The sequence below is a fragment of the Mesorhizobium sp. M1A.F.Ca.IN.020.03.2.1 genome, assembly GCF_004023205.1.
Classification (GTDB): domain Bacteria; phylum Pseudomonadota; class Alphaproteobacteria; order Rhizobiales; family Rhizobiaceae; genus Mesorhizobium.
The window spans coordinates 20,215-35,492 of record NZ_RZSV01000032.1; the positions used below are offsets into that span (position 1 = coordinate 20,215).

The 15,278-nt window shown below is 61.5% G+C and carries 11 protein-coding genes; 9 read left to right on the plus strand and 2 right to left on the minus strand.

Annotation, left to right across the window (positions count from 1 at the left end):
- The 5 genes from EOA79_RS07945 (at position 1) to EOA79_RS07965 (ending at position 6,639) form a co-directional block, all read left to right on the plus strand.
- A complete protein-coding gene (locus tag EOA79_RS07945; RefSeq protein WP_067326322.1) occupies positions 1-1,896 on the plus strand; it encodes an ABC transporter ATP-binding protein in 1,896 nt (631 codons plus the stop codon).
- On the plus strand, positions 1,893-3,791 hold the full coding sequence (locus EOA79_RS07950; protein ID WP_095823329.1) for an ABC transporter substrate-binding protein: 1,899 nt from the start codon (positions 1,893-1,895) through the stop codon (positions 3,789-3,791). Before EOA79_RS07945 ends, EOA79_RS07950 begins: the two co-directional genes overlap by 4 nt.
- A 2-nt stretch (positions 3,792-3,793) precedes the next feature.
- Entirely contained in the window at positions 3,794-4,792 is a 999-nt protein-coding gene (locus EOA79_RS07955) for an ABC transporter permease (RefSeq protein ID WP_095823328.1), read from the plus strand.
- Positions 4,789-5,970, plus strand: a complete 1,182-nt coding sequence (locus EOA79_RS07960) for an ABC transporter permease (protein ID WP_066994099.1) — start codon at positions 4,789-4,791, stop codon at positions 5,968-5,970. The genes EOA79_RS07955 and EOA79_RS07960 overlap by 4 nt, the downstream gene beginning before the upstream one ends.
- 189 nt (positions 5,971-6,159) lie before the next feature.
- Complete coding sequence (locus EOA79_RS07965) at positions 6,160-6,639, plus strand: class I SAM-dependent methyltransferase (RefSeq protein WP_066994102.1); 480 nt, start codon at positions 6,160-6,162, stop codon at positions 6,637-6,639.
- Positions 6,640-6,660: 21 nt separating this feature from the next.
- Here the strand turns inward: EOA79_RS07965 and EOA79_RS07970 are convergent, their stop codons facing one another.
- Complete coding sequence (locus EOA79_RS07970) at positions 6,661-8,076, minus strand: adenylate/guanylate cyclase domain-containing protein (protein WP_067326333.1); 1,416 nt, start codon at positions 8,074-8,076, stop codon at positions 6,661-6,663.
- Between the two features lie 131 nt (positions 8,077-8,207).
- Between EOA79_RS07970 and EOA79_RS07975 the strand changes: the two genes are divergently transcribed.
- From EOA79_RS07975 to EOA79_RS07985, 3 genes are all read left to right on the plus strand, one after another.
- Entirely contained in the window at positions 8,208-9,104 is an 897-nt protein-coding gene (locus EOA79_RS07975; RefSeq protein WP_245489847.1) for a hypothetical protein, read from the plus strand.
- 74 nt (positions 9,105-9,178) lie between these two features.
- Positions 9,179-9,703 (plus strand): GNAT family N-acetyltransferase, encoded by a 525-nt coding sequence (locus EOA79_RS07980; protein ID WP_095823327.1) that lies wholly within the window; start codon positions 9,179-9,181, stop codon positions 9,701-9,703.
- A 199-nt stretch (positions 9,704-9,902) separates the two neighbouring features.
- Positions 9,903-11,288, plus strand: a complete 1,386-nt coding sequence (locus EOA79_RS07985; RefSeq protein WP_095823326.1) for a hypothetical protein — start codon at positions 9,903-9,905, stop codon at positions 11,286-11,288.
- 81 nt (positions 11,289-11,369) lie between these two features.
- On the opposite strand, the gene EOA79_RS07990 is transcribed toward EOA79_RS07985, so the two are convergent.
- Complete coding sequence (locus EOA79_RS07990; protein ID WP_095823325.1) at positions 11,370-13,142, minus strand: adenylate/guanylate cyclase domain-containing protein; 1,773 nt, start codon at positions 13,140-13,142, stop codon at positions 11,370-11,372.
- Between the two features lie 243 nt (positions 13,143-13,385).
- On the opposite strand from EOA79_RS07990, the gene EOA79_RS07995 reads away from it, so the two are divergent.
- Positions 13,386-15,278, plus strand: a 1,893-nt coding sequence (locus EOA79_RS07995; protein WP_164893834.1) for an adenylate/guanylate cyclase domain-containing protein, incomplete at its 3' end; no start/stop codon positions are given.

A 15,278-nucleotide genomic window follows, 5' to 3' on the forward strand; every position in this document is an offset into this window, starting at 1 on the left:
ATGAATTCGGGTGTTGATCTGCTGCGGATCGAGGATGTTGGCATCTCTTTTGCCATCATCGGCGGACCGTTGCATGCCGTCAGGCGCGCAAATCTTCGCGTCCTGCCCGGCAAGGTTACCGCGCTTGTGGGCGAGTCCGGCTCCGGAAAATCGGTTCTCAGCCAGGCAGTGATGGGCATTCTGCCGGGATCAGCCCATGTTCGCGGCCGTATCCTGTTCTCCGATCCTGAAAGGCCCGGCACCACGCAAGATATCCTGAAGATGCCACGTGACGGACCCGAAATCCGGGCATTGAGAGGCAGCCGCATCGGCAAGATCTTTCAGGAGCCGATGACATCGCTGTCGCCGCTGCACACGATCGGCAACCAGGTCAGCGAATCCTTGCAGATTCATACCCCCATGGCTCGGGCGGAGCGCAAGGCGCGGACCGAGGAAATGCTCGGTCTTGTCGGCTTTCCGAGTCCCAAACGCGCCTATGATATGTATCCCTTTGAGCTTTCAGGAGGATTGCGTCAGCGCGCCATGATCGCCATGGCGCTTATCTGCCGGCCCGCCCTGTTGATCGCCGACGAGCCGACGACGGCGTTGGACGTCACCATCCAGGCGCAAATCCTACATTTGCTGCGCGGCCTTCAGACCAAGCTGAACATGGCGATGTTGCTGATCACCCACGACCTCGGCGTGGTCGCCAACGTCGCCGACGAGGTCGTGGTCATGTACCATGGCGAGATCATGGAAGCGGGACCTGTCGAGGCGATATTCCGCCGACCAGGTCACCCCTACCTGAAGGGCCTGATGGCAGCCGTTCCGCATTTCGACCTGAAGCCTGGCGAAAGGCTAAAGGCGCTGCGCGAGGTGCCGGTGAATGTCGAGAACCTGCTCGGCAAGCAGACGGCGCCGCCGTCGAAGGGGCCAGACGATATCCTGTTGTCGGTCAGGGATCTGAAAAAGACCTTCACAATCCGCAAGTCCGGATTGTTTGGCGGGGATCATCAAACCACGGTTCGCGCCGTGGGCGGCGTGAGCTTCGATATCAGGCGCGGCGAGTGCCTGGGGCTGGTCGGCGAAAGCGGCTCCGGCAAAACCACGGTCAGCAAGATCCTTATGCGGGCTATCACCCCTAGCGGCGGCTCTGTGACGTTCAACGGCCGCGATGGAGCGATCGACGTCTTGCAAGGCGAGGGAGACGCCCTGCGCATGCTGCGCGCCAAAATCCAGATGGTCTTCCAGGATCCGGTTTCATCGCTGTCACCTCGCATGACGGTGGAGAACATCCTGAGCGAGCCGCTGGAGATCCATCAACGTGGCGATGCCGCGTCCCGACTCGCCACTGTCAAAAGCCTGATGCAGGCGATCGGGCTCGATCCGCGCTTCATCAAGCGCTATCCCCACAGTTTCTCCGGCGGGCAGCGTCAGCGTATCGGCATCGCGCGCGCGTTGGCGCTGGGCCCTGAACTGCTGATCTGCGACGAGCCGGTTTCGGCGCTCGACGTCTCTGTCCAGGCGCAGATCTTGAACCTGCTGAAGGACCTGCAGAAGGAACTGGGCCTGACCTACCTGTTCATATCGCACAATCTGGCGGTGGTGGACTACATGGCAGACCGAATCGCAGTGATGTGCGGCGGGCGTATCGTCGAGCTTGCGCCACGCGAAACTCTGCTGAGGAAACCGATCCACCCCTACACGCGCTCACTCGTCGCCGCAGTACCTTTCCCCGACCTCGACAGGCCGATGGATTTCAAGACGCTGAAGCTCAGCGGCGCTTCCGACACCAGCGCATGGGGACCGCAATTCCGCGACGAGGGCGACGAGGATGTATTGTCGCCGCTCGATCTTGGTGGCGGCCACCTCGTGTTGGCCCGACGTTCGGCCGATGTCAGCGAGCTACGCCATTGATCAGCCGGCGCACCGTCCTCGGACTCATGGCTTCGGCGGTTTTGCCGGGCACATTGCACGCAGGCGATCTGGAGCCGCAATTTCTTCAGCCGCTGCTGAAGGCCCTGGCGCTGCCGGCACTCTCCGAGCGCTTGCCCAAGAAGCCGCGCGTGTTGAATCTCGCTGCGATGGGGCGGCAGCCCGGCCAGTATGGCGGCACGCTGCGCACGATCATCGGCAGTCAGAAAGATATCCGGATGATGACGATCTACGGATATGCTCGCCTGGTCGGCTATGACCAAAAGCTCAACTTGCAAGCCGACATTCTTGAAAGTTTCGAGGTAGCGGACGATCGCGTCTTCACTTTCAAGATACGGGAAGGACATAAATGGTCTGACGGTAGCCTGCTGACGCCGGAGGACTTTCGCTATTGCTGGGAAGATGTCTGGCTGAACGACGAACTTTCGCAAGGCGGGCTCGCCCCGGCCCTGCTGGCCGACGGCAAGCCGCCACGCTTCGAGATCGTCGATGCGTTGACGGTCCGTTATAGTTGGGATGCGCCAAATCCCGACTTCCTGCCCAAGCTCGCGGCTGCTTCGCCGTTATCGCTTGTTCTGCCGGCCGCCTATCTCAAGCAGTTCCACAAGAAATACCAGGATCCATTCCGGCTCGCCGGTCTGATGGAGGAGAACAGGGCCAAGAAATGGACGCTCCTGCATATCCGCATGTCGCGGCAGTATCGCCCGGAGAACCCGGAACTGCCGACGCTCGATCCCTGGCGGAACCGGACCAAGCCGCCGGCTGAGCAGTTCGTCTTCGAGCGCAATCCGTTCTTTCACCGCATAGACGAGAATGGCCGGCAACTACCCTATGTTGACCGGATTGTCATGAATGTGAGCTCGTCGGCGATTATTTCCGCCAAGACCGGCGCGGGCGAGAGCGACCTGCAATGCATGGGAATTGATTTCAGCGATTACTCCTTCCTGAAGGACGCGGAGAAGCGCTACCCGGTCAAGATGCATCTCTGGAAACGCACACAGGGTTCGCGACTGGCGCTGCTGCCCAATCTGAATTGTGCCGACCAGGTCTGGCGTGGCCTTTTTCGCGACGTGCGCGTGCGTCGTGCACTTTCGCTCGCTGTGCACAGACGCGAGATCAATATGGCTGTGTTCTATGGATTGGCGCAGGAAAGTGCCGATACGGTCCTGCCGGAGAGCCCGCTCTACCGGCCCGAATTCGCGAAAGCCTGGGTCACCTACGATCCTGATCAGGCCAATGCCCTGCTCGACGAGGTCGGGCTTCAGGCGCGTGACGATGACGGCCTGCGGGTACTTCCCGATGGACGCCCGGCGCAGATCGTCGTGGAAACGGCCGGCGAAAGCACGCTGGAAACCGATGCGCTCGAGCTCATCAGCGATCACTGGCGCCAGATCGGTATCGCCCTGTTCATCCGGACTTCGCAGCGCGACATCTTTCGCAGTCGCGCGCTTGGCGGCCAGATCATGATGTCGATGTGGTCGGGCATCGACAATGGCGTGCCGACCGCCGACATGAACCCGTACCAGCTGGCCCCCACCATTGACGACCAACTGCAATGGCCGCTCTGGGGTGCTCACTACTTGTCTCGTGGCAGGCTCGGCGAGGCGCCCGATCTTCCGCCTGTGGTCGAGTTGATGACCTTACTCAAGCGCTGGAACGCATCGACCGAAGCCACGGAGCGCGCTGAAATCTGGAATTCAATGCTGTCGATCTACACCGATCAGGTGTTTTCGATCGGCACGGTGAACGGAACATATCAGCCGGTTCTGGCCTCCTCGCGGCTGCGCAATCTGCCTGACAAGGCGCTCTACGGCTACGACCCGACCGCCTATTTCGGTGTCTACATGCCCGATACATTTTGGCTTGGAGAGTCCTGAGCGTGCTTCGATATATTGTCTGGCGCTTCGCCGTAATGGTTCCAACGCTGCTGATCATATCGGCGCTTGTGTTCACGATCATCGAACTTCCCCCAGGCGACTATTTCGACAGCTATGTTGCCGAGCTTCGGGCCCAGGGCGAAGCGGTGGATTCCGACCGCATCGAGATGATGCGGAAGGACTATGGTTTCGACAAGCCGCCGGTCATTCGCTACTTCTACTGGGTCGGCGGGATGCTGCACGGCGATTTCGGCTATTCCTTCGAATATGAGCTGCCGGTTCGCGACGTGATCGGGGACCGAATGTGGCTGACCGTGCTGGTTTCCTTCGTGACGATCCTCTTCACCTGGCTCATCGCCTTTCCGATCGGCATGTACTCGGCCACGCATCAATACAGCTGGGGCGACTACGGCCTGACTTTCTTCGGCCTTCTCGGCCTTGCCATCCCGAACTTCATGCTGGCGCTGATCCTGATGTATTTCGCCAATATCTGGTTCGGCACGTCCGTCGGCCATCTCATGGACCAGCAATATCTCGGCGAGCCGATGAGCTGGGCCAAGGCGAAGTCGATCCTCGCCCATCTCTGGATCCCGGTCTTGATCATCGGCACCGGGGGCACGGCAAGCATGATCCGGCGGCTGCGCGCCAATCTGCTCGATGAGCTTCACAAGCAATATGTCGTGACGGCGCGCGCCAAGGGCCTTCATCCCTTCAGGACCCTGGTCAAATACCCGCTGCGCATGGCGCTCAATTTCTTCATTTCGGACATCGGCTCTATCCTGCCGGCCATCATTTCCGGTGCCGAAATCACGGCGATCGTGCTGTCTTTGGAAACGACCGGGCCGATGCTGATCAAGGCGCTGCAAAGCCAGGACATGTATCTGGCAGGGTCGTTCCTGATGTTCCTCGCCTTCCTGACGGTCATCGGCGTGCTGATTTCCGATCTGGCGCTGGCACTGCTTGATCCACGAATTCGTTTGCAGGGCGGCAGTACCAAATGAACACGCAATCGCCACTTCCCGCTCCGGGTGCTCCGCTGCAACACTATGTTTCCATCGCGCCCTTTGACCTGCAGTCGGTCGAGGCAATGACGCCGGAGCAGTCGAAGGTCTTTCAGGCGTCGCAGTTGCGGCTGATGTGGTGGAAATTTCGACGGCACCGGCTTGCTCTTGTATCCGGCATATTCCTGGCGGTGCTCTATTTCGCGATACTGATCTGCGAGTTCCTGGCGCCCTACAATCTGCACACGCGCAACATGGACTACATCTATGCGCCGCCGCAGCGGGTGCACCTGTTCCACAACGGCCAGTTCGTCGGGCCGTTCGTCTACGGCCGCCAAATGACGCTGGATATGGACACGCTGAAGCGGAACTACATCGACCAACAGGATGATGTTCAGCGGATCCGTTTCTTCTGCAAGGGCGACAGCTACCGGTTCTGGGGCCTGATCGAAGGTGACAGGCATTTTGTCTGCCCTGCCGAAAACGGCCAGCTCTTCCTGGCCGGCACTGACAGGCTGGGGCGCGATGTGCTCTCGCGCATCATCTATGGTGCACGCATTTCACTGACGATCGGCCTCGTCGGCATCAGTTTCAGCTTCCTGCTCGGCATAGTCATCGGCGGACTGGCCGGCTATCACGGCGGCATCTTCGACCTGATCGTTCAACGGATAATCGAAGTTCTGCAATCGATCCCCAGCATTCCGCTATGGCTGGCTCTGGCGGCGATCATGCCGATAACTTGGAGTCCGATCCTGATCTATTTCGGCATCACCGTCATCCTCGGGCTGCTCGACTGGACCGGATTGGCGCGGGCCGTGCGTTCAAAGCTTTTAGCGTTGCGAGAGGAGGATTACGTTCTGGCCGCGCAATTGATGGGCGCCAGCAGCGGCCGCATTATCCGGCGGCACCTCATTCCGGGCTTCATGTCGCATCTGATCGCGACGGCGACGATCTCCATACCCGGCATGATCCTGGGCGAGACGGCGCTGAGCTTCCTCGGGCTCGGGCTGCGGGCACCGATAACCAGTTGGGGCATCCTGCTCACCGAGGCGCGCAGCGTCAGCGTGATCGCGTTTTATCCATGGCTACTTTTGCCGATCCTCCCCGTCATTCTCGTCATTCTGGCGTTCAACTTCCTCGGCGACGGCTTGCGGGACGCTGCGGACCCCTACAAGTGACATCGCCAGTCCGCCGCGCTTCAAGGCGCAGACTCCGCCCGGTTCGTCGGGGGCCTGTTCGGTTGTTGCTGTGTTGAACGTTCGCCTCTATATGCGGCGACGCCGGATCGGGCTAACACGTTGCTCGGGTTTCATCCTGGTCGCGGGCATTGCCGGTCTCTTGAGCTGGTTCAGGACACACAGACGCATATGAGTCGCCTCGAAAGTTTCATCCGCAGGCTGACGGCACAGCGCGACATTCTCGATCAAGTCTGCGCGGAGGTGGCGAAGATCGAGGGTCCCATCCTTGAGCTCGGCCTCGGCAATGGCCGGACGTTCCACCATCTGCGCGAGCGTCTGCCCGGCCGACGGATCGTGGCGTTCGACCGCGCACTTGCCGCACACGCCAGCTCAATTCCCGAAGCTGAAAACCTCGTGCTCGGCGAAATCCGCGAGACGGCGAGCAGGTTCATCGGCATCGAGGCCGCTCTTGTTCATGCCGACATCGGCACCGGCTATGAAGATCGCGATGCAGTGACCTCTACCTGGCTCCCCGAACTGACCGCGCGCCTGCTTCGCGTCGGAGGCATTGCGGTCAGCGGCACGCCGCTCGATCACCCGCAGTTGCAAAGCCTTCCACTGCCGCCTTCGGTACCCGCCGATCGCTATTTTGTCTGCAGGCGCGTCTGAGGGCCGAAACGGCCCAAGTCTTCAGGGGATCGTGTATACCGCTATCTCCCTCTCGATGCCGCGCAGCGAGACCTCGTGTGGCACGGGCGTCAGCGCGTTCCTGTGCAACAGATCGGCGGTGAGATTGTCGTCGACCACCGCGCGCGTGGCGAAGATCGCCTGTGCGTTGGCAAGGTTCTGGACCCGCGAAGCAATGTTGACCGTCTGGCCGAAATAGTCCTGTCGCTCGTTCATAGACACAGCAATGCACGGGCCGGCATGGACTCCGATCTTGAGCAGCAGATCCTCGCGCCCGCTCTTCTCATTGAGCGCACGCATGGCATCGCGCATCCTCAGGGCCGCCGCAATCGCACGATCCGGCGTCGCGAAGGTCGCCATCACCGCATCGCCGATCGTCTTCACCACCGCGCCTGCCTCGGACGCGACGATCTCGTGCAGAACCTGAAAATGCACGCGCACGAGATCGAAGGCTGAAAGATCGCCCACCCGCTCGTAAAGCTCGGTCGATCCACGCAGGTCGGTGAACAGGAAGGTGAGGCTAGTGATCTTCAGGCGCTGGTTGATGTCGAGCGTATCCGTGCGATAAAGATCGCGGAACGTCTGGTTGGTGAGCAGGCGCTTGGCTGTCAGGAACGGCCGGCGTTTGCCCAGGAGATCATGCAATTCCTGGCCGGCGATGAAGACCGTCGGCAGCACGCGGGTGTCGGTCCTGTTTTCCAGCGAAATGCGCAACGGGCCGGGTTGCATCTCCAGCGTCTGGTTCTGGACATGCTCGCGGTCGAAGACCAATGAGAGGCTTCGTCGCTCTCTTGTCGGTTCGCCCTTGACGTCGATGAACTGCACTGAATGGGTGACCGGCTCGAAGACGATGATGAATTCGGACGGAAGCTGTACGGGCAGAACAGCCTTTTCACCTGGCGCAAGCTCGATATCCTCCAGCGAGAACGCTTCCATCGTCTTGGCGAAATCCTCTTCCGGCAGGTCGACGCCGGACGCCCAGTAGATCTGGCGGAAATATTCCACCAACGGCAGTTCGTGTGGATTGTGGGCGGCAATCTTGCGCACGCGAGGACTGACCGTGAATGTCACCTCGACCATCTCGTCGAGGGTCGGTGAATAGCCTTCGGAACACAGCGCGCAGGTATATTCGTCCTTCTGCAGGGTTTTGAGCGTGGCGTTGCTGTCGAGCACGCCGCCACAGCCGGGGCATAGAACATTCCAGGAAATGTCGAAGAGGCCCACGCGCGCCGCATGCAGAAAGGCGCCTATGGCGCGTTCCACATCGAGGCCATGCTTGCTGGCGAAGGCTAGAGCATTGATGCGGCAAAGCTCGCGGTCCTTGCCCTCCGCGATGGTTCGCTTGATCGCATCGATTGCCCGCGGATCGACATCGGTCGATTGCCGCAGAAGCGAGAACAGATCCTGAGCTTCGTTCATCGTGCAGGCTCCGGAAGAAATGCGCCGCCGAAACGTGTTGACCGGACCGGTCCTGGTCCGACTGCGCCATTTTACTTCGAAACCGACCCTACGGCCATTCGAATAGACAAGCCGGGCGATACCTCAAGTCCGTGTGGTGGATTTTCGCCGGCCGCAACCGGCACTATGATGATCCATGGGCATTTATCTATGCGGGCTACCCGATGCCGACATCCGACAATCCGCCGTTTCCCGGCACCCTGCGCCTCTTTTCCTTGGTGGTCATTATCGTCCTGACCGTAGGCGCCGGCCTGTTCTTCGCGCCCGTGCTGGTCAAGCCGCGCTGGCCGTGGGCCGTCACCCCGTTCAATGCCCGCTTCCTTGGTGGCTTCTACACCGCCGAAATGGTCGTGATGGCGGCGCTGCTGTTCTGGAATCGCTGGTCGCCCGGCAGGCTCGTGCTCGTCATGGCGCTCATCTTCACCGTCATCGTGTCGGTGGCGTCGTTCATCAATCTCGGCTATTTCAACTTCGGGCGCAAAGCGCCCTGGCTCTGGTTTCTGGTCTATCTTGGTTCGGTCGCGGCATCCGGGCTGTTCTTGTGGCGGGCCAGGGCCCGTCCTTCTGCAAAAGGCGTGACCTTACAGCCCGCATGGCGCGGCTACATGCCGGTGGAATTGGCAGTCCTTGGGCTCTATGGCGTCGGCCTTTTGCTGTTCCCCCTGACATTCGGCAGCTTCTGGCCATGGCCGGTCGATGGCTTCCACGCTCAGGTCTACAGCGCCATCTTCCTCGCGGGGGCGGGTGGCATATATGCCGTCTGGAGAAGCGCGCCGCGCGAGGAACTGCTGGTGCTGGGCTTGGCGCAGTTGCTGGTTGGCCTGCTTGCCATTGTTGGACTCGTCATCACCGACGCTGCGGTGAACCGGATCGACTGGACGGCGACCGGGACATTGTGCTGGCTCGCCCTTTTCGCCTGGATCGGCATCAGCGGCGTCTTCAAACTTTTCGCCGCCACTCAGTATTTTAGCTCGCAATCGGCATCATAGGTTCTAGAGACGGCTGGATTTTCAGGTGACGTAGGGTGCATCGTACCGTGCCGATTGCCATCGCCGGGAACGTTATGACCAGCACAACCTCGCCATCCTCCGAGAAAATCCAGCCGCAGCTCCGATCCGTTCGGCTAAGCGATGCGGAGGCGCTTTGCGCCATCTTCAACATGCCGGGCTTCCGCTGGGGCACGCTCAGGATGCCTTTCGAGATGGTGGAGCAGGTGGAGCGGCGCATCGCCAAGTCCGGCCAGGAAACCACCTGGATCGTTGCGGAGGTGGAGGGCAGGGTCGTCGGCCATGGCAGCCTGGTCGTGCAGGGTTCGCCGCGCCGTTCGCATATCGGCGAGATCAATATCGGTCTTGACGATGCCTTTGTCGGCAAAGGCATCGGCTCTGCCATACTTGGCGCGCTGCTCGACGTGGCCGACAATTGGCGCGCTCTGAAGCGGGTCGAATTGACCGTCTACGCCGACAACGAACCGGCCATGCGCCTCTACAAAAGCCATGGCTTCGAGGTCGAAGGTCGGCATGTGAAGGCCGGCTTTACCGACGGCCAGTACCACGACCTCCTCAGCATGGCCCGGCTGCGATTCTGAAATCCGCTGTTCGGTCTTAACTGTTTGTCCAATCTAGCAATCCAAGCCGAGTCGGCGAACTGGCGGTTGCCGATGGAGAGCTCTGTAGGATAACTTCGTCTCACACCGTTCTGATCGAGTTGACGATCCATGTGTGGGCCGGCATCCAGAAAGTCTGGTCTCGCTTGGCGTTTGCACCGCGAGCCGCCAGACGGGACAGATGACCGCCGTGGCTGACCCAATCCCTACGCCTCCAGTGGAAATTCTGGCTGTGCTGTCGCTGCTCTGCCCGGAGGTCGTGCGTGACATCGAGCAGAACTGGAACGCACCGGTTTCCGATTATGCCCGCCATCTGTGGCGGCCGGTGGTAAGGCCTGCATCGGACCCGGCGATCGCTGCCCGCTCGATCCTGCGCGACGTGCTGCATCAGCGTCTTGGTGCGATCATGCAGCCTGAAGAGGTCGGCAAGGCCCTCGACGGGTTCGAGCACAGACCGGTCATTCAGTCCGGCCTGCACTGTCTGCTTCTGATGGACCGGATCACCTTCGACGCCCTGCTGCTTGCCTGGCTCGGCGCGGTCGAAAGCGGGCTCTCGGCCTTCTTCTGCTTCATGGGAACGACGATGACCATGGAGACAATCGGCCGGGAGGGGCCCGGATGGCTCGATGTCGGCGACGACAAGGTCAACCTGTTTGGCATGGGGCGCCACAAGCTTTGCCGCAAAAGCGCCTGCGCGGCCGGTCCCGTCTTCCTCAACAAACGCGCGCTCGAAGCGGTTGGTGATGAAACGGATGCCAGCCGCTGGCTGGGCACACTGCTTGCCAGCCGGGACAAGATGTTTGCAACCGCGGCCGACGCGGTCACAGCCCTCAACGAGGATCTGGTCGCCAATTGGGATGGTTCCGACATGACTTGGCCGGTTTTCATCGATGATCGGCTGGCCGCGGCCGCCATGGCTCGGCATCTGGAATATGACGGCAGCCTTCTTTCCAGGCTGCTGTTTAAGCCGGCGAGGCGCCAGCGTCTCGAACGTGCCTTGGAAGAGACCGCATCGAGACCATTTGGCAGATTCCTGCCCAATGCCACAGCCTATTTCTGGGGCATCCGCGACGAGCGCGTGCGCAAGCTCGTCCTCGAGAACGGCCATCTGATCGAGCCCGACAGGCGGCATGGTCTTTCCATCCCGTTCGAGCGAACGCATCTCAAGCAGGCGCTACTGGAAGGCGTGCTGCTGCCGAACTTGTTCCTCACGTTCCTCGTGCTCGCCATATTGCCGCGCGTGCGGGTTGTGGGCGGCCTGAGACAGATTGGCTATGTGGCGCTTTTCCACTCGATCCTGCTGGCCGCGCTTGACGAGAACGCGCCGGAAGAGCGCGATCTGGCTCAGGAGCTGCAGGTTCGGGAAAATGCCTGGGGCGTGCGGGTCATCGATGAAAAGATCTCGGTGCGCGAGCAGCTTGCCGGCCTGCCGCAAGGGGCGCTCTTCGCGGATCTGCTCCGGCAGTATCGCTTGCAAACATTTGCCGAGACGACCGACGACCTGAAACTAGTTCGGGAAGACGCCCGATGGCGCAAGATCGGCCAGGCAGAGATCAAGGCGACCTGAGCTTCGCATCAGGTTTTATTCGCGGAGAGTCCATTCGCGAATGAACGCAGTTCAAGGCCTGACCTGACATGGCCTCACCTGTCATTGCACGATACCGGCCTTGCGGAGCCCGTCCACGATGAGTTCGAAATCGGCAGGGTTCTTGTAGGGCAAGACCTTGCGTCGGTAGTCCAGCGAATAGTCGGGATTGACGCGAAGCACCTCCTGCCATGCCTCGCGGGCCTCGGCGAAACGGCCCAGATGGCCGTAGCTGGCGGCCAGAAGCGCGCGCGAGACATCGGTGACAGCGTTGCGAGCCAGCCGCTGCAGCAAGAGGTCAACGGCCTCTTCGTACCTTCCGAGTTGAAACGATGCCAAAGCCTGGAAATGCAGAAGCACATCCGGAAAGTATGGATTCAAGGTCTTGCCCCGGGCGTAACTCTCGAGCGCCTCTACGGATCTGCCCGAATAGTGCAGCGCCTCGCCGAGGATCACGTGCCCTTCGGCGAAGTTCGGATTGAGAGCTATCGCGTGCTCGGCCTCGTTGATGGCTTCATCGTGCCGTCGTGTATACAGCTTCACGATAGCCAGTGCCCAGTGCGCCCAGGGATCGCTGTCATCCAGCGTTACCGCTCGCGTTGCAGCCTCTTCCGCTTGCGCCATCGATTCCGGCGGCGACGCACTCCACCTGTTCAGGTAATCGAGCCCGTGCGTGAGGGCGAGGAAGGCGTGGGCAGAGGCAAACTTCGGGTCCAGTTCGATCGCACGTTGCAAGAGGTCGCGGGCTGCGACGTTCGTCTCCTTCGTCAGCCGGTGCCACAGCTCCCGGCCCCGCATGAAATAGTCATACGCCTGCGTGTTGCGCGCATACTCGGGCGCCAGCCGCTGACGGTCGCCCTCGGTCAGATTAAGCGCCAACGCCCCGACGATCTGCTGCGTCACGTCGTCCTGCACCGCGAATATGTCAGTCAGGTCGCGATCGAACCGCTCTGCCCAAAGATGGCCGCCCGAGGTTGCATCGATGAGCTGCGCGGTGATGCGCACCCTGTTCCCCGACTTGCGTACGCTGCCCTCGAGTACATGCCGCACGCCGAGCTTCGAGCCCACCTCCTGCACATGGACGTTCTGGCCCTTGAAGGTGAACGACGAATTGCGTGCGATGACGAAGAGCTGCGACAGTTTGGACAGCGCCGTGATGATGTCCTCAGAAATGCCGTCGGCGAAGTAATCCTGTTCGGCGTCACCGCTCATGTTGGCGAACGGCAGGACGGCGATCGACAGTTTCGGCGGCGCTGCCGTCGCGGGCCGGCTCGCCGCGGTTTCCGGGGTCGCGGCCGCCTTGGTCCCGGCGCTGCCGACTTGTAGCGAATAGACCCGGATCGGCTCGGCGATGTTCTTGAGCTGTGTGCTGCCGAGATCGCTGACCGAGAGGTCGAGCCGCGCCTTGACCTGGCGATAGGCATCCTCGGACAGGCAGATGGCGCCGGGCGCCGCGACGCCCTCCAAACGCGAGGCGATGTTGACGCCGTCGCCCATCAGGTCGCCGTCGCTCTCTTCGACCACATCGCCCAGATGGATGCCGATCCTGAACTCGATGCGGCGGTCCTGCGGCACGCCGGCATTGCGCTCGACCATGCCGTTCTGAACATCAACGGCGCAGCGCACGGCATTCACCACGCTGCGGAACTCGACCAGCGCTCCATCCCCCGTGCGCTTGATCACCCGCCCGTTGTGCACTGCGATGATTGGATCAATCAGGTCGCTGCGCAGTGCCCGCAACCTCGCCAAAGTACGATCTTCGTCCTCGCTCGCGAGCCGGCTGTATCCAACCACATCTGCAGCGAGGATTGCGGCCAGCTTCCGGTTTTCGCTCATGGGCACGTGTCCTCGGCTCCATAATAGCAGGAAGGCGGAGGCTAAGAGGGAATTTTCGTGGACGACGGCTACGCAGACGCGCGAGTCGGCAGCGCTCTGCCACCGGGCCTGGACCGATCGCTCGATGCCCCATTTGCGCTGCCGCTTGCTGGCCGACGACTATCGGTTCATTCTTGTCTGAATACCCGGCCGTGAAGTGCGTGGCGAGATCACGCCGTCATGGCTCCAGTGAGGTCTTGCTCGATGGACTGCTCGGGCTGCGGTTTCGAGGTCGAGGGCGGTTTCGCTTTCTGTCCGAAGTGTGGCAGGCGCCAGCCCGTGCCGTGCGCCAGCTGCGGCTACCTGTGCGCGCCCGATTTCGAGTTCTGTCCGAAATGTGGGGCAAGCGTCGGTGCGACGGCAAAAGCCGTCGAACGGCCTGCTCCGACACCAAGCCGGACCATTGTGCCGCCTTCTCGAACTCCGTCGCTGCTCGCGAACATCGAAAGCGAAGATGATGGGTTGCATCCCGTCTCTGAAGCCGATCGCAGGACGGTGACGGTCCTGTTCGCCGACCTTTGCGGCTTCACCACACTCAGCGAGCAGCTCGACCCCGAGGTGATGCAAGCGCTGCAGAACCAACTGTTCAAGGAATTGACGGCAGCCGTGCGAAACTTTGGCGGTTTCGTCGACAAATTCATCGGTGATGCATTGCTTGCCTTGTTCGGTGCGCCGGTCGCGCATGAGGACGATCCGGAACGTGCGCTTCGCGCCGCTCTCGACATGATGGCCCGGACGACGCGGCTCGGCGAAAGCGCTCCCCACTCCGGCTCGCCTCTGTTGCTCCACATCGGCATAAACACTGGTCCGGTCGTCACTGGCGGATTGGGCATCGGCACCGCCAAATCCTATTCGGTGACCGGCGATACAGTGAATACGGCGCAACGCTTGCAATCGCTGGCGGCACCGGGTGAGGTTCTGGTAGGCGAACTCACTCATAGGCTGACCCGGCATGCCTTCTCTTTCGAGCCGCTGGGTGATGTTGTGCTTCGCGGCAAGGCAGGCAGTGTGCTCGTCCATCGACTGGACGCACCGCTTGCGTTGCCGCGTGCAGCGCGTGGGCTCGAGGTGCTCGGCCTGAGCGCGCCGATCATAGGTCGTGGTGCGGAGCTCCATAGAATGCTGGCCAGCCTTGACCAGGCGTGCGGCGGCTCGGCCCAACTTGTTCGCCTCGTCGGAGAAGCCGGTATCGGGAAATCGAGGCTGGTGAAGGAGTTCGTCGCCCGCGTCGGCGACGAGGATCGTTTTCGCAACGTCGCCGTGCGGCAGGCCACATGCTCACCGCTGGGCGAACAATCTTTTGGCGCCTTGGGCGCAGTGGTGCGCAGCGCTGCCGGGATGATGCAAAGCGATACTGGGGACGAAATGCGGGCGAAGCTCGCAGGCTTGCTGACCGACCTCGGCCTGCAGGGCGAGGAGGCGAAGCGGCTGATGCCTTTGCTCTACCATGTGCTTGGCCTTGGCGACCCCGATGCCACCTTGCAGCATGTCGAGCCCGAGCAGCTGCGGAGGCAAATTCTCTACGCAGTCCGCACGATCATCGAAAGGCGGCTTGCGTTGTCGCCGCTGTTGATTGTCGTCGAAGATCTGCACTGGGCCGACGCCGTGTCGCTCGAGGCGCTGCGTTTCGTGATGGACAGGTTGGAACGCACGCGGTTGATGTTGCTGGTCACGCATCGTCCGGCGCCGGACAACGACCAGCTCGACTCAAGTCGGGTCAGTCACACAGCGCTGAGGCTTTCGCCGCTCAACACTGATGACGGACGCGGGCTGCTGGCGGCGCTGTTCGGGGAGAGCTGGGTAAAGTCCGCAGGCAGGCTTGTCGACCAGATCCTCGAGCGCGCCGGCGGCAATCCGCTTTTTATAGAGGAGATCGTTCGCGGCCTGATCGATCGCGGTGTGCTGATGCGCGAGGGCCAGCGATGGCGGACTGCGGCAGGCGAAGTCGCAACCGGCATTCCCGCCACTATCCAGGCAATGCTGCTTGCCCGGGTCGACCGGCTGCCCCAGGAGGTGCGCCGGTTGGCCCAGGAAGCCGCGGTGATCGGCCCGCGTTTCGATGCCACACTTTTGAAAGCCGTGACAGCCGAACCCGGC

Excerpts from the sequence above, each read along its gene's own strand:
- EOA79_RS07945 (WP_067326322.1), top strand. The coding sequence starts at position 1 with ATGAATTCGGGTGTTGATCTGCTGCGGATCGAGGATGTTGGCATCTCT.
- EOA79_RS07960 (WP_066994099.1), top strand. The coding sequence starts at position 4,789 with ATGAACACGCAATCGCCACTTCCCGCTCCGGGTGCTCCGCTGCAACAC.
- EOA79_RS07965 (WP_066994102.1), top strand. The coding sequence starts at position 6,160 with ATGAGTCGCCTCGAAAGTTTCATCCGCAGGCTGACGGCACAGCGCGAC.
- EOA79_RS07970 (WP_067326333.1), bottom strand. The coding sequence starts at position 8,076 with ATGAACGAAGCTCAGGATCTGTTCTCGCTTCTGCGGCAATCGACCGAT.
- EOA79_RS07980 (WP_095823327.1), top strand. The coding sequence starts at position 9,179 with ATGACCAGCACAACCTCGCCATCCTCCGAGAAAATCCAGCCGCAGCTC.
- EOA79_RS07985 (WP_095823326.1), top strand. The coding sequence starts at position 9,903 with ATGACCGCCGTGGCTGACCCAATCCCTACGCCTCCAGTGGAAATTCTG.
- EOA79_RS07990 (WP_095823325.1), bottom strand. The coding sequence starts at position 13,142 with ATGAGCGAAAACCGGAAGCTGGCCGCAATCCTCGCTGCAGATGTGGTT.